Annotated in this window: 19 protein-coding genes; 9 read left to right on the top strand and 10 right to left on the bottom strand. The window is 64.2% G+C overall.

The features are described 5' to 3' along the window. Positions 1-9 precede the first annotated feature (9 nt). The gene (locus MTR64_RS12345) at positions 10-1,020 is read left to right on the top strand and encodes an amidohydrolase family protein (RefSeq protein WP_243994261.1); all 1,011 of its coding nucleotides are present in this window, start codon (positions 10-12) and stop codon (positions 1,018-1,020) included. Between the two features lie 3 nt (positions 1,021-1,023). On the opposite strand, the gene MTR64_RS12340 is transcribed toward MTR64_RS12345, so the two are convergent. Continuing rightward, on the bottom strand, positions 1,024-2,370 hold the full coding sequence (locus MTR64_RS12340; RefSeq protein ID WP_243994258.1) for a TldD/PmbA family protein: 1,347 nt from the start codon (positions 2,368-2,370) through the stop codon (positions 1,024-1,026). Between the two features lie 109 nt (positions 2,371-2,479). Beyond that, positions 2,480-2,875 carry a hypothetical protein gene (locus MTR64_RS12335; protein WP_327194271.1) on the bottom strand — a complete coding sequence of 132 codons (396 nt, stop codon included), beginning with the start codon at positions 2,873-2,875 and terminating at the stop codon, positions 2,480-2,482. Between the two features lie 198 nt (positions 2,876-3,073). On the opposite strand from MTR64_RS12335, the gene lptB reads away from it, so the two are divergent. The 8 genes from lptB to MTR64_RS12295 all read left to right on the top strand — a co-directional run bounded on the left by lptB (position 3,074) and on the right by MTR64_RS12295 (position 11,497). Next, entirely contained in the window at positions 3,074-3,868 is a 795-nt protein-coding gene (gene lptB, locus MTR64_RS12330; RefSeq protein WP_243994256.1) for an LPS export ABC transporter ATP-binding protein, read from the top strand. A 26-nt stretch (positions 3,869-3,894) separates the two neighbouring features. Then, entirely contained in the window at positions 3,895-5,406 is a 1,512-nt protein-coding gene (rpoN, locus tag MTR64_RS12325) for an RNA polymerase factor sigma-54 (RefSeq protein WP_243994254.1), read from the top strand. 241 nt (positions 5,407-5,647) lie between these two features. After that, positions 5,648-6,328, top strand: a complete 681-nt coding sequence (locus MTR64_RS12320) for an energy transducer TonB (protein ID WP_243994252.1) — start codon at positions 5,648-5,650, stop codon at positions 6,326-6,328. Between the two features lie 340 nt (positions 6,329-6,668). Then, positions 6,669-7,439: a glucose-1-phosphate cytidylyltransferase gene (gene rfbF / locus MTR64_RS12315; RefSeq protein WP_243994250.1), complete on the top strand. Its 771-nt coding sequence runs from the start codon at positions 6,669-6,671 to the stop codon at positions 7,437-7,439. Beyond that, positions 7,430-8,485 (top strand): CDP-glucose 4,6-dehydratase, encoded by a 1,056-nt coding sequence (gene rfbG / locus MTR64_RS12310; protein ID WP_243994248.1) that lies wholly within the window; start codon positions 7,430-7,432, stop codon positions 8,483-8,485. Before rfbF ends, rfbG begins: the two co-directional genes overlap by 10 nt. Beyond that, positions 8,482-9,717: a class I SAM-dependent methyltransferase gene (locus MTR64_RS12305; RefSeq protein ID WP_243994246.1), complete on the top strand. Its 1,236-nt coding sequence runs from the start codon at positions 8,482-8,484 to the stop codon at positions 9,715-9,717. The genes rfbG and MTR64_RS12305 overlap by 4 nt, the downstream gene beginning before the upstream one ends. Further along, on the top strand, positions 9,714-10,256 hold the full coding sequence (rfbC, locus tag MTR64_RS12300) for a dTDP-4-dehydrorhamnose 3,5-epimerase (RefSeq protein ID WP_243994244.1): 543 nt from the start codon (positions 9,714-9,716) through the stop codon (positions 10,254-10,256). The genes MTR64_RS12305 and rfbC overlap by 4 nt, the downstream gene beginning before the upstream one ends. Beyond that, positions 10,253-11,497 carry a glycosyltransferase family A protein gene (locus MTR64_RS12295; RefSeq protein WP_243994243.1) on the top strand — a complete coding sequence of 415 codons (1,245 nt, stop codon included), beginning with the start codon at positions 10,253-10,255 and terminating at the stop codon, positions 11,495-11,497. Before rfbC ends, MTR64_RS12295 begins: the two co-directional genes overlap by 4 nt. A 9-nt stretch (positions 11,498-11,506) precedes the next feature. Here the strand turns inward: MTR64_RS12295 and MTR64_RS12290 are convergent, their stop codons facing one another. The 8 genes from MTR64_RS12290 to MTR64_RS12255 all read right to left on the bottom strand — a co-directional run bounded on the left by MTR64_RS12290 (position 11,507) and on the right by MTR64_RS12255 (position 17,766). Then, entirely contained in the window at positions 11,507-12,277 is a 771-nt protein-coding gene (locus MTR64_RS12290) for a hypothetical protein (protein ID WP_243994241.1), read from the bottom strand. Positions 12,278-12,392: 115 nt separating this feature from the next. Continuing rightward, positions 12,393-13,613, bottom strand: coding sequence for a glycosyltransferase (locus MTR64_RS12285; protein ID WP_243994239.1), 1,221 nt, complete (start codon positions 13,611-13,613; stop codon positions 12,393-12,395). After that, a complete protein-coding gene (locus MTR64_RS12280) occupies positions 13,610-14,467 on the bottom strand; it encodes an NAD-dependent epimerase/dehydratase family protein (RefSeq protein WP_243994237.1) in 858 nt (285 codons plus the stop codon). The genes MTR64_RS12285 and MTR64_RS12280 overlap by 4 nt, the downstream gene beginning before the upstream one ends. A gap of 82 nt (positions 14,468-14,549) precedes the next feature. After that, the gene (locus MTR64_RS12275; protein WP_243994235.1) at positions 14,550-15,185 is read right to left on the bottom strand and encodes a MarC family protein; all 636 of its coding nucleotides are present in this window, start codon (positions 15,183-15,185) and stop codon (positions 14,550-14,552) included. A gap of 5 nt (positions 15,186-15,190) precedes the next feature. Then, positions 15,191-15,898 carry a hypothetical protein gene (locus tag MTR64_RS12270; protein WP_243994233.1) on the bottom strand — a complete coding sequence of 236 codons (708 nt, stop codon included), beginning with the start codon at positions 15,896-15,898 and terminating at the stop codon, positions 15,191-15,193. Next, positions 15,898-16,788: a bifunctional methylenetetrahydrofolate dehydrogenase/methenyltetrahydrofolate cyclohydrolase FolD gene (gene folD, locus MTR64_RS12265; RefSeq protein WP_243994230.1), complete on the bottom strand. Its 891-nt coding sequence runs from the start codon at positions 16,786-16,788 to the stop codon at positions 15,898-15,900. Before folD ends, MTR64_RS12270 begins: the two co-directional genes overlap by 1 nt. Further along, positions 16,781-17,071 (bottom strand): YggT family protein, encoded by a 291-nt coding sequence (locus MTR64_RS12260; protein WP_243994228.1) that lies wholly within the window; start codon positions 17,069-17,071, stop codon positions 16,781-16,783. Before MTR64_RS12260 ends, folD begins: the two co-directional genes overlap by 8 nt. Positions 17,072-17,193: 122 nt before the next feature. Beyond that, positions 17,194-17,766, bottom strand: a complete 573-nt coding sequence (locus tag MTR64_RS12255) for a hypothetical protein (RefSeq protein ID WP_243994226.1) — start codon at positions 17,764-17,766, stop codon at positions 17,194-17,196. Positions 17,767-17,800: the final 34 nt, after the last annotated feature.

Here is a 17,800-nt window from a genome sequence, read left to right as displayed (position 1 = left end):
GGACGGACGATGATGGAAGAGGAAGCCCCGATCGAGCCCGAACGGCCGATCATCGATCCGCACCTGCACTTCTGGGATATCCGCCACTGGGGCGCGCGGGCACTGGAGATGCAGCTGTTCCTGTTCGATCAGGTACAGGCCTGCATCGCGGCGAGCGGCCACGCCATCACCCATTCGGTCTTCGTCGAATGCCACACGATGTACCGCACCGATGGACCGGAAGACCTGCGCTCGCTCGGCGAAACCGAATTCGCCAACGGCATGGCCGCGATGTGCGATAGCGGTCTCTATGGCCCGGCCCGGCTGTGCCACCGCATTGTCGGCAGTGCCGATCTGTGCAAGGGCGACGCCGCCCGCCCCATCCTCGAAGCGCATCTGGCCGCGGCCGGTGAGCGCTTTCGCGGCATCCGGATGAACACGGTCTACAGTCCGGAAACGCTGTTCGGGCAGCCTTGCGACCCGGCACTCGACCGGATCCTGCGCGATCCGGCGTTCCGGGCAGGTGCTCGCGTGCTTTCGGACATGGACCTCAGTCTCGATGTCTGGTGCACGCACGGCCAGATCGGCGATGTGGCGGCACTGGCCGATGCCTTGCCCGACCTGACCATCGTGCTCGACCATGTGGGCAGCCCGGTCATGCACGGGCGCAACGCGGACCGGCAGGACGAGGTCTTTGCCGAATGGGCCAGGGCGATCACCGACCTCGCCCGGCGGCCCAATATGATGATCAAGCTGGGCGGCATGGGCATGGACATCAACGGCCCCATGGGCGCACAGGCCGGCCACGCCACATCGGAAGAGCTTGCCGAGACATGGCGCACCCGCGTGGAATGCTGCATCGCCGCCTTTTCCCCGGCCCGGGCCATGTTCGAAAGCAATTTCCCGCCCGACCGGGCCGCAGGCACGTACGGGGCGATCTGGAACGCCTTCAAACGCCTCGCGGCAGGCTGTTCCGAGGACGAAAAGGACATGCTGTTCCGCGGCACGGCGGCACGCACCTACCGGATCAGCCTGCCCTGATCGTCAGTCGCCCGCGACGGTCATGCCATCAACTCGCACCGTTGGCACGTTGATCGCGCGGTACCATTCCAGATCGTTTGCCGGAGTGAGCTGCGCGAACATCGCAAGGAGATTGCCCGCGACGGTTATTTCCGCAACCGGCCCCGCCAGTTCGCCATTCACGATGCGAAAGCCCGTGGCGCCGCGGCTGTAGTCGCCGGTCACGCCGTTCACGCCCTGACCGATCAGTTCGGTGACGTACACGCCATCCTTGATGTCCGCCATCAACTCCGCGGGCGATAGCTCTCCGGCCGCGAGATGGACATTGCCGACCGACACGCTCGGCGCCCCGCCACCGCTGCGCGCAGCATGGCCCGTAGGCGTCATCCCGAGCTGGCGGGCCGACGCGCTGTCAAGGAGCCAGCCGGTGACTTTGCCACCGGCAATGAGATCGCGCTTCACCGTCGCCAGCCCCTCACCGTCGAACATGCGCGAACGCAGGCCACGCGGCGTGTGCGGGTCCTCCACGATCACAATGCCCGGCGCGAAGATCTGCTCGCCCAGCTTGTCGAGCAGGAAGCTCGACCGGCGCGCAATGGAACTGCCGGACATGGCACCGATCAGGTGCCCGATCAGGCTGCCCGCCACGCGCGGGTCGAAAACGACCGGCATCGCGCCGCTCTTCATCTTGCCCGAACCGAGGCGGGCCACGGTACGTTCTCCGGCCAGAGAGCCGATCTCAGCGGGGGGCGGCAGGTCGGCGCCATGATGCGCCGAGCGCCAGGCATTGTCGCGCTGCTTGGCCGCACCTTCGCCACCAACCACCGAGACACTGAGCGAATGGCTGGTGGAACCGTAACCACCCGTAAAGCCGTGACTGGTCGCAAGCGCGAACACGCCCGAGCCGGAGCTGGCGGAAGCGCCATCCGAATTGGTAATACCTGCCACTGCGCGGGCAGCCTCCTCGGCCTCTTCAGCCATCGCGCGCAAGTCCTGCGGGCTCGGCTCGGAGGGATCGATCACATCGAGATCCTGCCAGGGGCCATGGCTCAGCAACTCCTCCGGCGCGAGACCGGCATAGCGGTCTTCCGGCGCGGCCCGCGCCATGTCGATCGCACGGGCAGCCAGTTCATCAAGAGCCTGCGGCGACATGTCGGACGAGCCGATGCTGGCGGATCGCTGGCCCAGGAACACACGGAGCGAAATGTGTTCGCTCTCGGAACGCTCGACATCCTCGAGCTTCCCCAGGCGAATCTGGATACCTTCCGAGGAATTGGCGCCATAAACCACATCGGCCGCATCTGCCCCGGCACGGCGCGCGCGTTCTACCAGATCCTGCGCACGGTCGCTGGCCTGTTCCGGACTGAGCATGTGAAAGGCACCCCCCTGATCATCCGTCCGCGCCCGGGTTCGAGCGCACGAATGCGAGCCCTAGTCGCCACACGGGCGAAGGGCAAATGCGAGTTGCCCCGGAAAGATGTCAGGTAAAGGTGAGCGCGAGCACCTTGAACAGGCCGGTCAGCGCAAAAGGCAGCCCGATGGCGAGGGCCCAGAGCATCAGCCGGTCCCGCTTGTAATAGGGCGCTAGCGAAGGATCGTGCGCCTGCTCGTCCGTCAGGTGGTTCCAGCGCGATTCGAAACGGCGGCAGGCCGGAATGATCGCAATGACGAGGATAATCAGCGCGAGATAGGGCAGCAGCGAGCCGCCGCCCGCCTTGAGCGCGCCGATCGTGACGAAGATCTGCAGAGCCGTGTAGACCAACAGCGCATAAGCGATATGATCGCTCATCTTCCGGCGCCAGTCGGCCACGGGAATATCCTGGCCGTCAAGCGCTGCGTTTTGGGACAATGTACCGCGACTCGTGCTGTTGTTCATCAGGCGACTCCCCTCGTCCGATATGTCTGAATAGACCATCGAAATGCATCAAGATCAAGTCGGGTTCGATTTTTTGCAAGTGCGAACAAAACCTGACTGTGTCGCAATTGCGACTCATGCACGAAACTTGCCAATCCCGCCACACAATCGGAAATGCCGGGTTGCCGTCACCATGTACGCTGCGTAAACCTTCTTGAGATGACCGTTACGACTGATCTTTCTCACGAACATGCCGGCGGCCCCGCCGCAGCTGCGGCATTGCTAGCCGAGCGGGGCGGGCTCGAAGTCATTTCGATCGCCAAGAGTTACGACAAGCGCGCCGTGCTCACCGACATCTCGCTGTCGGTGGCCAAGGGTGAGGTGCTCGGCCTGCTCGGCCCCAACGGCGCGGGCAAGACCACCTGCTTCTATTCGATCATGGGCCTCGTCCGTCCCGATTCGGGACGCATCCTGATGGACGGGATCGATGTCACCCGGTTGCCGATGTACCGGCGCGCGATTCTTGGGCTGGGCTATCTGCCGCAGGAAACCTCGATCTTCCGGGGCATGACGGTCGAGCAGAACATCGGCGCCGTGCTCGAACTCGTCGAGCCGGACAGGGATGTGCGCGAAGAGGAGCTGGAACGCCTGCTCGACGAGTTCGGCCTCACCCGGCTTCGCACAAGTCCGGCGATGGCGCTCTCGGGCGGCGAGCGCCGCCGCTGCGAGATTGCCCGCGCGCTGGCTGCCAAGCCCTCGATCATGCTGCTTGACGAACCGTTCGCAGGCATCGACCCGCTCTCGATCGCCGATATCCGTGAACTTGTGCGCGACCTCAAGACACGCGGTATCGGTGTGTTGATCACCGATCACAACGTGCGCGAAACGCTCGATATCGTCGATCGTGCATGCATCATCTACGGCGGCCAGGTCCTCTTCGCGGGCAGTCCTGAAGCACTCGTCGCTGACGAGAACGTGCGGCGCCTCTACCTCGGCGAGGGCTTCACGTTGTGAGGCCAGCCACGCGGGGGGATTGATCGATGGCGCTGGGGCCACGTCTCGATCTGCGGCAAAGCCAGTCGCTGGTAATGACGCCGCAGCTCCAGCAGGCGATCAAGCTGCTGGCGCTGTCCAATCTGGAGATCGAGACCTTCATCGGCGAATCGCTGGAAGGCAATCCGCTGCTCGACGTGAGCGCACAGGCTCCCGAGCCCGCCGCTGAATCCGTCGACATGCCCGATGAAGCCCGGCGCACCTCGCTCGAAGGCTCCTCGGTCGACCAGCTTATCGGCGAAGGGCGTGCCGCCGACGACCGGCCGCTCGACATCGACGCCACCGCACTCGACCGTGACCGCGACACCGGCGACGGCCAGCGCAGCGGAGACGATGCAGGCTGGGGCGCCGATTTGCGCGGGCCGTCCGGTGAAGAAGGCCCGGGGATCGACGAACGCGCGGGAAGCGGCGAGACGTTGTCCGAGCACCTGGAAGCCCAGATCGGCGCAGTGACCAGCGATCCGCTGCTGGCTGGTATCGCCCGCTATATCACCGGCCTGCTCGACGAGACCGGCTACCTTCCTGCCTCGCTCCCCGAAATTGCCGCAGATCTTGGCATCGATGAGGACGAAGCGGAACAGGGGCTGGCCGTGGTCCAGTCACTCGATCCCACCGGCGTGGGCGCGCGCAATCTGTCCGAATGTATCGCCCTGCAGGCCAGGGAAGCCAACCGTTACGATCCCTGCATGGCCAAGCTGATCGAAAACCTCGATCTGATCGGCCGCGGCGAACTTGCGCGACTCAAGCGCATGTGCGGCGTCGACGATGAGGACTTCGCGGACATGCTCTCCGAGCTGCGCAGTTATGACCCCAAGCCGGGTCTGCGCTTCGGCGGCGAGCCCAGCGGTGCAGTAACACCCGATATCCTCGTTACCCCGCGCGCCGACGCCGGCTGGGACATCGCGCTCAATCAGGCGACACTGCCGCGCCTGATCGTCAATCGCGGCTATTACGTCGAACTCAAGGGTACTTGCGACGACAAGACCTCGCGCGCCTGGCTGTCCGAAAAGCTCGCCGATGCCAACTGGCTGATCAAGGCGCTCGACCAGCGCCAGAAGACCATCCTCAAGGTCGCCACCGAACTGGTGAAGCAACAGGATGGCTTCTTCCGCCACGGTGTCTCGCACCTCAAACCACTGACGCTGCGTACCGTCGCCGAAGCGATCGGTATGCATGAATCGACGGTGAGCCGCGTCACCTCGAACAAGTTCCTCAACTGCCCGCGCGGCACCTACGAGCTGAAATACTTCTTCAGCTCCGGCGTCGCCTCGGCAGGCGGCGAGGGCGGGGCTTCGGCCGAAGCGGTCAAGGCAGCGATCAAGCAACTGATCGACGCCGAAGACCCCAAGGCGATCCTGTCCGACGATGCCCTGGTAGACCTGCTCAAGGAAAAAGGCTTCGAACTGGCCCGCCGCACTGTCGCGAAATACCGCGAGGCCATCGGTCTTGGCAGTTCGGTGCAGCGGCGCAGACAAAAAGCGCTCGCTGCCGCACGCTGATTACACAACTGCAACGGAATTATTCATTCAGCGTCAATTCAGGCGTAACTGCCCGGCCCGCAGAAATTCGTGAGTCCGCCTGAAATTAAGCACAGTTATTATAATCATGTATTGCCATATACTTGATTTGTTTAGTAAAAAATAATTCCCAACTGAAATGGTTGTGTTACGCTTCCTGCCATGAACAGTGCCGGACCTGCGGTGAACCGCAGGGATACGGCCAGCAATGGAGAGGATGCCCATGTCTTATGCCGATGGGAATTCCGGCAGTGGCCGCAAGGCGCTGACCGGGGGCACAGTTGCGCTGATCCAGGCCGGCCTCGCCCTGGCGCTGGTCAATGGCTTTGCCGTCCACTTTATCAAGGATCCTGCCCCGCCGCACACGGGCGGCACACAGATCCCACTGGAGCCGCTGCCTCCCAAGCCCACCGAGACGCCGGAGGCGCAGCCGGAACGGACCATCATCCGCGACAACTTCACCAAAGTCCCCGACCCCCTGATCCCGGTTGCCGCGGACCCGATTGTCGAGCTTACACCTCCTGTAAAAATGGAACCGGCAAGCGGCAGCGGCGAATTCATTTTCATCCCGGCCGTCACGCCCAGCGATCCACCGCCCCCCCTTGCCCCGAAGGGAGCCAGGCCTCGCAACGATGCGGCACAGTGGGTGACCACGAATGACTATCCCACATCCGATATCCGGCTGGGACACACTGGCACCGTCCGCTTCCGTCTCGCCATCGACACCGGCGGCCGCGTTACCGACTGCACGATCGTGCAGTCGAGCGGCTACGATGGGCTGGACGCCGCCACTTGCCGCAACCTGGCCAAACGCGCCCGGTTCGATCCGGCGACCGGCACCGACGGCCAGAAGGTGCCGGGCAGCTATGCCGGCACCATCCGCTGGGTAATCCCGCAAGACTGACGCTTAACCCCATTGCGGCCACCCCAGCCGCATGGCCGGAGCGGCGACATCCGCGCCACACCAGTGCCGCTCCGGCCCAACCTCTTCTGAAATCGCGCCCACCCTGGGTGGCTGACACCTGTCCTTCCCGGCTCAACCCGGGAAGGACCTCTTTCGCCGGGCACTAAGTCCCGCAATGCCTTGCACACCGCGAATCGTTGCGCTTATACCCGCCCCGTTCATGTCGCCGGGCCGGTGAACGAAAGCCATGCCGGGCAATCACATAGACGAAGACAGGGGTTGCCGCTGAGATGCAGGGTGCTGCAAGGCCCAAACCGACCCGGACAACGGGCCGCTTTTCGTGAAAGCCGTGATCCTGGCAGGCGGGCTGGGTTCCCGTCTCTCGGAAGAGACGGTCACGCGGCCCAAGCCGCTGATCGAGATCGGTGAAAAACCGATCCTCTGGCACATCATGAACATCTATGCCCACCACGGCATCACCGACTTCATCATATGCGCCGGTTACAAGGGCTATATGATCAAGGAGTACTTCACCAACCTGTTCCTCCACCACAACGACATCACGGTGGACCTGTCCAACGGCACGATCCAGTACCACCGGGCCGAGCAGGTGAACTGGAAAGTGACCGTAGTAGACACCGGCATCCAGTCGATGACCGGCGGCCGCATCCGCCGCATCGCGCCCTATCTCGACGACGAACCGTTCTGCATGACCTATGGCGATGGTCTCGGCGACATCGACCTGACAGCCGAAATCGCCTTTCACAAGGAACACGGGCTGCAGGCGACCATGTGCGCGGTGATGCCGCCCGGCCGTTTCGGCGTGGCCAACATCCGCAACAACAAGGTCACGTCGTTCGTCGAGAAGCCGAGCAGCAGCAACCAGCGGATCAACGGCGGCTTTTTCGTGCTCGAACCCTCGGTCCTCGACCTGATCGACGGGGACACCACGGTGTGGGAAGGCGAACCTCTGCAGAAGCTCAGCGCTGCACGTCAGCTCGCCGCCTATGAGCACGACGGGTTCTGGCAGCCGATGGATACCCTGCGCGAGCGAGTCCAGCTCGAAGACCTGTGGAACTCCGGCAAGGCGCCCTGGAAGGTATGGGGCTGAGAAACTTCTGGCAGGAACGGCGGGTTTTCGTCACCGGGCAGACCGGCTTCAAGGGCGCCTGGCTGTGCCTCTGGCTGGAACGGCTGGGCGCGCAAGTGACGGCAGTGGCGCTGCCACCGGTCTCGACGCCTTCCCTCTACGCGCTGGCCGCGCCCTGGCCTGACAGCCACCAGATTACCGACATTCGCGACACGCAGGCGCTGTCCATGCAACTGGCGCAGTCGGGCGCGGACGTGGTCATCCACATGGCCGCTCAGGCGCTGGTGCGGCCTTCCTATGCCGATCCGGCGGAGACCTTTTCGACCAATGTCATGGGCACTGTCAGTGTGCTCGACGCGGTGCGCGCGGCGCCTGCGGTCCGCACCGTGCTCGTGATCACCTCGGACAAGGTCTATGCCAATGACGGCAGTGGCCGGGCCTTCGTGGAGAACGATCCGCTCGGCGGCAGCGATCCCTACAGCAGCTCCAAGGCCTGCACCGAACTGGTCTGCCGCAGCTACGCCAAGAGCTTCCTGAGGGATCGCGGCGTCTCGCTCGCCGCCGCGCGCGCAGGCAATGTGATCGGCGGCGGCGACTGGGCACAGGACCGGCTGGTGCCCGACTTCATCCGCGCGCTCGGACAAGGCTCGCCAGTGGAGCTGCGTTATCCGCAGGCGGTGCGCCCCTGGCAGCACGTGCTCGAACCGCTCGGCGGCTACCTCGCCTATGCGCAGGCGCTCGCCGAAGGGGCTGCCCTGCCCGAAGCGCTGAACTTCGGGCCCGATGCACAGGACTTCGCCACTGTCGCCGAACTGGCCGAGGAACTGGGCCGTGGCTTCGGCCTCGAAACAGCATGGACGCAAGCAGCCGGCACATGGGAAGCCGAAGCGCCGATGCTGACGCTGGATTCCGGGCTGGCAGGCGAAGTGCTGGGCTGGCACCCCTGCCTCAACCGGGCGCAGACCATCGAATGGACCGTGGGCTGGTACAACGCCCATCGCGAGGGAGCGGACATGCGCGAATTCACCCTGCGCCAGATCGCCGCCTATGAGGAGCTGATGGCATGAGTGCGCGTCCCTGCCGGTTCTGCGGCGCTCAGGCCGAGCAGTCCTTCGTCGATCTCGGCTCGACCCCGCTCGCCAATTCGTACCTGACCGAGGCGCAGCTTTCCAAACCCGAGCCCAGCTACCCGCTGCGCGCCTTCGTCTGCCCGCAGTGCTGGCTGGTTCAGGCGGACAGCTTCGTGCCGCCCGAGGACATTTTCAGCCACTACGCCTATTTCTCCTCCTTCAGCGATGGCTGGGTGGAACACGCCAGGCGCTTCACAGTCATGGCGCGCGAGCGTTTCGGGCTCGATGACACTTCGCAAGTGATCGAAGTGGCCAGCAACGACGGCTACCTGCTCAAGCACTTCGTGGCGGCGGGCGTGCCGGTGCTGGGAATCGAACCCGCCGCCAATGTCGCCGAGGCCGCACGCGCCATCGGCGTGCCGACCGAAGCCCGCTTCTTCGGGCGAGAGACGGCGCAGAACCTCGTTGCAAGGGGCCTTTCGGCAGACCTCGTCATCGGCAACAACGTGCTCGCCCACGTGCCGGACATCAACGATTTCGTGGGCGGGTTTGCGGCCGTGCTCAAGCCCGACGGCGTCGTCAGCGTGGAGTTCCCGCACTTGCTGCGCCTGATCGAGGGCGTGCAGTTCGACACTGTCTATCACGAGCACTTCTACTACCTCTCGCTGCTTGCAGTGGAGACGGTCTTCGGCGCACATGGCCTCAAGGTCTTCGACGTCGAGGAACTGCCCACCCACGGCGGCAGCCTGCGCATCCTGGCCTGCCGCACCGCTTCGCAGGCCCATGCGACAGGCCCCGGCCTCGCCAAAGTCCGCGCTGACGAAAAGGCTGCCGGGTTCGACCGGCCGGAAACCTATGCCGCGTTCCAGAGCAAGGTCGCGCCGGTGCGCGAAGGGTTGCTGGCGTTCCTCGACACGGCAGCCCGCGAGGGCAAGACCGTCGCCGCCTACGGCGCGGCAGCCAAGGGCAACACCCTGCTCAACTTCTGCGGCGTGGGTGCAGACCGGATCGATTATGTGGTCGACCGCAACCCGGCCAAGCAGGGCCATTTCCTGCCCGGCAGCCACCTGCCCATCCGGCCGCCCGAAACGATCGCCGAAACGCGGCCGGACTATGTTCTGATCCTGCCGTGGAACATCCGCGAAGAAGTCATGGCATCCATGGCGGAAGTCCGCTCGTGGGGCGGCCGCTTCGTCGTCGCCGTGCCGGAACTGACGGTCTACCCGTGAAGTTCACGGCAACCGAGGTGGCCGGCGCCTTTATCGTCGAACCCGAGATCCTGTCGGACGAACGCGGCAGCTTCTTCCGGACCTTCTGCTCGGATACGTTCGCGGCACAAGGCCTCGCGACCACATACCCGCAGTGCAACGTCTCCACCAACCGGCAGCGCGGCACGCTGCGCGGACTGCACTTCCAGGCCGAACCCGGCGCCGAGGTCAAGCTGGTGCGCGCTACGCATGGGCGCGTGTTCGATGTTGCGGTGGACTTGCGGCCGGACTCACCCAGCTACCTGAAATGGGCCGCCGTCGAACTCGACGCTGCGCGGCACAACGCCTTCTACATCCCCACCGGCTGCGCCCATGGCTTCCTGACGCTGGAGGACGACTGCGCCCTCTTCTACCAGATGTCCGCGCCTTACACGCCCGAGCTGGCACGCGGCGTGCGATGGGACGACCCCGCTTTCGCCATTGCCTGGCCTTTCGCGCCTGCCGTCATCGGCAAGCGCGACGCGGCCTGTCCCGATTTCACGGAAGAGGTGGTCCGTTGACCCAGATTAAGCTCAGCATCTGCATCCCGACCTACAACCGCGCGCCATACCTGCGCACGGCGCTGGAATGTCTGGCGGAGGCGGATTTCAGCTTCACCCACGAAATCGTGATTTCCGACAACGCTTCCACCGACGGCACGCCGGACGTGGTGCAGGAGTTCATCGCCAAGGGCTTGCCAATCCTCTACCTGCGAGCACCGGCCAATGCCGGAGCCGCTCCCAACCTCACCAACGCAATCCAGCACGCCTCGGGCGAATACATGATCTATCAGGGCGACGACGACCTCCTGATCCTGCCCCGGATCGCCGAGGTCGTAGCCTATCTCGACGCCAATCCCGACGTCACCGCCTGCCATGCGCCCTGGTATCTCTACAATCAGGTCGCCAACGTCGACGAACGCAAGTTCTACGACGTCGATGCCGATGTGAAGTTCGAACGGCAGGACTTCATGGGCGTGTTCGAATTCCTGTTCCAGAAGCACATCTTCCCGGAAATCGCGATCTACCGGCTCGCCAATGCGCGGGCGGCGTTCGTGCCCCGCCATTTCTGCTTCTGGCCCTTCGCCTTTCTCGCGCACTTCCTCGATGACGGCGCCGTGACCTTCCTGAAGGAGCCGTTCTACCGCTCCGTCACCCTCTCCCAGCACGCGCCCAGCCGCCAGCAGGCGGGCAATGAGGAAGTCATGACCTCGTGGGACACCTACCGCGGCGGCCTCGAATACTTCCTGCATTTCGGCACCCAGCGCGGCCGGTTCAGCGAGGCCGAGGAAGCGCGCGCACTCTACGACCGGATGTGCCACATCTTCACGGCGCTGCGCATGTCCGTCGCGATCCGTTTCTGGGTGGCAAAGCACGACTATATCCGCGCCTACGAGCTCTACACCCGCATGGCGATCGCCGGGTTTGCCGATCATGCCAGCGTCGCCGAACTGCGCTCGCAGTTTCCGGCCATGGTGGCGCTGCAGACATTGGCGTTCAACGTCAGCGCCATGCCCGAGATCAGCCGTCTGGTGCTGAGCGATGCGTTTGATGCGGAAGCCGTGGCCGAACTGCTGCGCACGGTGGGGCTGGGAGCGCACATCGCGGTGACGGCCGATACGGGCGATGACGAACCGTCACTAGCGGCGGCCACGGCCGTGCTTGCCGCATCGGCGGAAGTGGCGCAGCAGTTCGCGGCGCGCGGCTATGATCCCCGCTTCATCTTCGAGGAGCAGGACCTGACCCGGTTCGTGCTGGTGTAACCGCCCGAATCAGGCTGGCAGGGCAAGGCCTTCCACTTCACCTTCAAGGACGTAGCCCAGATATTCGGATGGAAGCTCGAACAGCGCGACCATGTCCTCGATCTGTGTGAGCTGTTTGCGCGTCAGGTTCTGGCGCCCGCGCCCGGATACGCCCTTGTTGAAACGCACCCGCTCGCCCGCTTCTGGTGCCTGCGCAACCGTGGCGATGTAGGGATCGTTCTCATTCAGGCCGAGCGCGCGAACGGCCGAGCGGAGCGTGGCCTGCGCGTCGAGCGCGAAATCCTCGTAGCGCACCCAGCGATTGCGGAAGCCTTCATAGAGAATCCACGACTTGAAGAACTTCAGGTGCCAGGGCAGCTTGAACGCAATCATGTAGTCGTAGCGGCGGTCGTCATCCCAGTTCAGGAAATCCTCCGGCAGCAGCACGCGTTCGCTGGGATGCCCGGCGACGAGGTGATGATCGGCCGCAGAAACGATCGCGTCCGGGAAATTGCGCGTCTGGATCAGCGGGGACAGAGCGCCTTCGGTCAGGAAGCCACGCGTCGTGCTCGAACACACCACATGCATCTGGGCGACGAAAGTCTGGTTCGCGTTCTGCAGCAACTGGTGCTCGAGAATTTTGAAATCGATCTCCTGCTCGCGGATGTCCCATCCGGGCACCAGCGAAGCGACCCGCACGCCTGCCAGATTGCCCAGCATCCTCGAAAGCGACGAGCTGCCACTTTTTGGCATGCAGGCAAGCAGAATGCCCGGCAGCAGATTGTGCTGAAATGGCGTCATGTTCTTTGCTCCACTGCCCCTGCGTGAAAAACGATGACAGCCCGGGTTTCCCCGCCCGGACGGCCCGACCGGGAAGAGGAGTACGCGCTCGTAGTTAATTCGATCTTAAGAAGTACTAGCGGTTCGTGCCGTAGAACGCCCCTTCAAACGACGGTTCGTCAGGAAAGCAGTGCGCGAAATGCGCCAATGTGCCTTTGCGCGCCGCACCGGCAAAGCCGTGGTTTGCGACTCCTCCATCCTGCGTGGACAGGAACCATTCGGCAGGCGTCGATCCCAGAATGGCGTCGAAGGACACTTCTCGCTCCGGCAGCGCCAGCACCTCGGCGTAAACCGCAGCGAAATCCTCCTCGCTCTTCCGGGCGGTTCGGGTCGCCGCCATGACAGAGGCCGCCTCGCGTCCCATCACCTCGAGTTCCGCCGGATGGCGCAGCATCCACTGCAACCGTTCGGCCGCAGCCGCTGTATCCGTTTCCACGAACCCGGTACGGCCGTGCTCGACAATTGCGCGTTCGGCGGGATTATCGAAAACCAGCGGCACGCAGCCAAGCGACATCGCCTCGATCAGCGCGTTTTCCGCCGTGCCGAAATGATGGGGCTGAAGCAGGTAGAGGAATATCCCCGTCTGCCGCAGCGCAGCCTCGGGATCTGCGGCGTGGCCGTGGAAGCGGACGAGACCGGGATGCCGCATCGACGCCGCCCGGCGCAATACATCGCCTTCTGCATCGGCCTGCCCCCAGACCGAAACCGGCTCGCCTGGCTCCGCCCGATCGATGACTTCGAAGAAGTCCGGGTTGAGCTTGCTGAAATCCACCGTGCCCAGATACCCCACCGACCCGGCGCGCGAGGCAAAAGGCGGTGGCGAGGCAGTGAACCCGAACCCGCTGTTGATCACCCCCAGCCCGGCGCGTGCTTTGGGCGGTAGCGCCTTCACGGCGGGCCCATCCAGCGAGCAGGCCGAGGTAAACAGGAAGCGGTGCGGTGCCGTCAGCAAGCCCGCCGGAATGCAGGGCGCGGACAGGCCCGAGATGTGCGACCAGATCACCAAGCGGCTTGGCGGCAGGTCCCACCGGCACAGGCATTCGTAGAGACGCGGGTGATTCCACCACTCGATCTGCACGACGTCTGCCTGTGCAGCGAGTTTCCGTGCCGCCGCAACATCGGGTGCGACCGTCACCTGTGCGCCAGCCTCGGCGATCGCATCGGCATAGCGCCGGTCGCGCGGTTCTTCGAGCAACAGGTAGTGCCGCTGCACACCGGGCACGTCCGCAGCGCAGATCGCGGAATGCGCCTTGCCCACGCCGCCACCGAGATGCGCAGAGATGTGCAGCACCTTCATGGTTGCAGCAGCTCGGGCGCACGTTGCAGATTGCATACGCCCACGACCGCTTGCGGGTCGGACGGACGCAGTGGCTGGCTGCCGAATTGCAGCAAGTCCCGGCGGCCATAACGGTCGGCAATGGCTTCGGCGAATGCGCGGATCGTTACCGGTTGTCCCGAGCAGATGTTGATTGTCCCGCACTGCCCGCTGTCGACGACGCTGGCAATCATCGCCCCTGCATCGCGCACGTCGAGGAAATCACGCAACTGTGTTCCGGCCGAAAGTGAAGCGGTTTCGCCCGCGCCCAGGCGGCGGTGCAAGTACGCGCCCAGCCGGTCGGGATGTTCGCCTTCACCGTGGAGGTAGAACAGGCGGCACCAGGAAATGCGGGTGTCATGCAGCGCCAGCCATTCGCGCATCATGTGGTATGCCGACAGTTTGCAGGCCGCATAGAAATTCACGGGGTCGAGCGGGGAATCCACCGTCAGGGCCTCGCCCGGAAGGCGGTATTCCCAGCAGGTGCCGATGCCGATGACATGATTGACGCCCGCCTGCACTGCGCCTTGCGCCAGCGCGAAGCTGCCGCGAACACAATCGGCATTCTCGGGCGCGTTCGGATAGAGCCCGTGCTCGACATACCAGGCGGCATGGATGACCGCATCCACGCCCTCGCAGGCATCCTCCCACCATCGGGCGTCGCGGGCGAAGATGTCATCGGTTTCGATCATGGCATCGAAGGAAACCGGGGCGGCAAGCCGTTCAGCACTGCCGGAGCGCACCGTCACACGTACCTGATGCCCGCGCCGGTGCAGATAGCGATGGATCGCCCGGCCGACGAAACCGGTCGCTCCGGTCAACAAAACCACGCTCATGGCAAGTCCATAGGCCCTTTTCGCTCTGCGTGCGACAGGACTAGCCGATTGTGGTTAACGAACTTCGCCGAACGCTTAGGGCTTATCCCAGCAACGAGGACTTCACGCCGTCGATCACGTATTGCGCCGCCAGAGCAGCCAGCAGCACGCCGAGCAGGCGCGTGATAACTGCTTCCACCTTGTCCCCGAGCACACGCATAAGCGGCCCTGCAGAGGCGAGAGCTGCGAAGCTGAGCGCCATCACCGACAGCATCGCGGCAAGGACGGTGACAGTCTGCTCGAACCCGTGCGCGCGGCTCATCAGCAGCATGATCGTGGCGATCGAACCCGGGCCGGCCAGCATCGGCATCGCCATCGGGAAGATCGAGACATCTTCCACTTCGGGCGCATCGCCGTGCTGGGCGATGATCTTCTCGGCGCGCTCCTCACGGCGCTGTGTGCGCTTTTCGAAGACCATCTCGACCGCGATCATGAACAGCATGATGCCCCCGGCGATGCGGAAGGCGTCCAGCTCGACATGCAGCGCACCCAGCAGCTGTTTGCCGAACAATGCGAAGACCAGAAGGATCAAAGCTGCGATCGCACAGCCCCGCGCGGCCATGCCCACGGCCTGGCGGCGGCTCGCACCCGCAGACAGCCCGGCATAGATCGGGGCGCACCCTGGCGGATCGATCACCACGAACAGGGTGACGAAAGCGGAAAGGAAAAGATCCAGCATCACGGTTACTGCACCTGACCCGCAACCGACGAGGACAGCACTTCTGTCATCTCCCCACCCTTGCTCAGCGACACGGAAAGAGTGCGGGCATTGCCTGCCGTGACGTGATAGGTCCAGGTCAATGTGCCGTCATCGGACTGGCCACCGCCATCCATCCCAGCCTCGCGCAAACGCTCGGGTTCCTGCCCGGCTTTGCTGGAAGACGGGCCACCCCGCCGCTTGGGACAATCGGCCACTACCGCCGAAAGCCAGTCCGGCTTTTCCAGCGACTGTGTCAGCGTGTCGCCCTGATCGAGCACCCAGCGATAGTCGCCCTTTTTTTGCTGCTTCCAGATGGTCGTGAAGTAGCCCACCGAACCATCCGGCCGGTGCCATTCCCCCTTGGTGACACCGAGCGTGCCATCGCAACTCATCCAGACCTGATAAGGTTCCCACTGGACCGGCTGGGCAGGGTCCTTCTGGCTCTTCAGCCAGTCCTTAGCCATGACAGGCTGCGGAACGAACATCACGGCCTCGTCATCGGCGAATTTGTCAAAGGCCGTCCACTGCCCCTTCTCGCGCGCCATGCGGGCGAAGGCAATTTCGGCGGCGATGAGCGCACTGGGATTGGCCGTGCCCACACCTGCAGGCCGGCGGTGCCTTTCCGCACCGGCGGGCGCGGCGAGGGACATCGCCACGGCAGCCAGCATCAGAACGGCACCGCGCCGATGCATCAAAGAACGCTCTCGTCGAGTTCAAGCCCGGCGGCGCGGTGCGCGGATACGATCGTGTTGCGCAGCAGAACGGCAATCGTCATCGGCCCGACCCCGCCCGGCACCGGGGTGATCGCTCCGGCGACTTCGCTGGCGGAGGCGAAATCGACATCGCCCACCAGTTTCGTCTTGCCATCCTCGGCCGCGGGAATGCGGTTCATGCCGACGTCGATCACGGTCGCGCCGGGCTTGAGCCAGTCGCCCTTGACCATTTCGGCCCGGCCCACGGCCACCACGACGATGTCGGCGCGGCGCACGACCGCAGGCAGGTCCTTCGTGCGGCTGTGCGCCACCGTGACCGTGCAACTTTCAGCGATGAGCATCTGCGCCATCGGTTTGCCGACAATGTTCGACCGGCCGACGACGACCGCTTCGAAACCCGAAAGCGAGCCCAGCTTGTCCTTGAGCAGCATCAGGCAGCCCAGCGGCGTGCAGGGCACGAAGCCCGGCAGCCCGGTCGCCAGACGCCCGACATTGACGACATGGAACCCGTCCACGTCCTTGTCCGGGTTGATCGTAGCGATCACCTTCTGCTCGTTGATGTGCGAAGGCAGCGGAAGCTGGACGAGAATGCCATCCACCGCCGGATCGCAATTCAGCTTTTCGACCAGCGCCAGCAGCTCGGCTTCGGGCGTTTCCACCGGCAGCCTGTATTCAAAGCTCGCCATGCCGCAGGCCACGGTCTGCTTGCCCTTGCTTCGCACATAGACCTGGCTGGCCGGGTCTTCACCCACCAGCACCACGGCAAGACCTGCCTTGCGGCCGGCCTGTGCCTCGAAATCCGCCGCCACCGTGGCGACGCGCGCGCGCAGACCTTCGGCGAAGGCCTTGCCATCTATGATATCAGCCATAGCGGTAGACCATTGGCTCCATGAATTTCACGATCACCATGATGCCGATGATCAGCACCATCGGCGAAAAGTCGATACCGCCGGTATTGGGCATGACCTTGCGAATGGGATTGAGCAGCGGGTCGAGGATCGCATTCAGCCCGCGCCACAGGGCGGCTACGAACTGGTTGTGCAGGTTGACCACGTTGAAGCTGATCAGCAGCGACAGGATGAACCAGACCAGGATCACGGTCTGCAGGACCTGCAGCAGGTAGATGAGGGCGTTGAACAGACCGCCAAGCATAGGGCGTCGGGCCTTTCACTGGGGAAATGGAATGGGCGGCCTGATAGCCGAGACCGCCACCGGGGGGCAAGGCCGCGCTCTGTAACGGGCCGATAGCCGCCGACGAAGGTCTTTGCAGGCGGCTATTGCACCAAGGTTGAGGTGCGCTCAATGCGCCAGTTGAGCTGCTCTTCGCTGGCGCCGGGCACATCGTTCACGCGGCGCAGCACGATCGTGCCGCGCTTCGAAGGACGCCCGTCGGCAAAATCGACCACGATCGGCGCCTCGTAGTACAGGGAACCTGCAGCGCCTTCGGTATCGCCCTTGCCGACCGCTATCTTCGGGCTGGTCTGGCCTCCGAATTCGCCTTTCAGCTTTTCCGGAGTCATCTGCGCATCGAGGCTCCAGGCTCTGGCAGCATCGACCCAGTCTCCCACGCGCAGGGCATTGGCGTAGTAGCGCAACACACGCTCAGGATCGCGGCGTTCGGTCAGCGCGCCCATGTCCAGCCCGGCGGCGATACCGGCACTGGCGGCAGCCGACGCATCAACCGAAGGCAGCGGAGCGGGCGCATCGATCAGCACATCGGTCGCATCTCCCGTCGCATCCGCGCTTGCTTCGGCAGCAGGCGGATTGCTGTTGCACGCAGCCAGCGGCAGCACGCTGCCCGAAAGTGCGGTGGCGAGCATGGCCCTGACAGCAGCATTTGTGCGCATGGAAATTGCGATACCTTTCAGCCCTTGGGGTCCC

Source organism: Novosphingobium album (ex Hu et al. 2023), assembly GCF_022832385.1.
GTDB classification, from domain to species: Bacteria; Pseudomonadota; Alphaproteobacteria; order Sphingomonadales; family Sphingomonadaceae; genus Novosphingobium; species Novosphingobium album.
The sequence above is the reverse complement of the archived record's forward strand: the minus strand, read 5'-3'. Positions and strand labels throughout refer to the sequence as shown.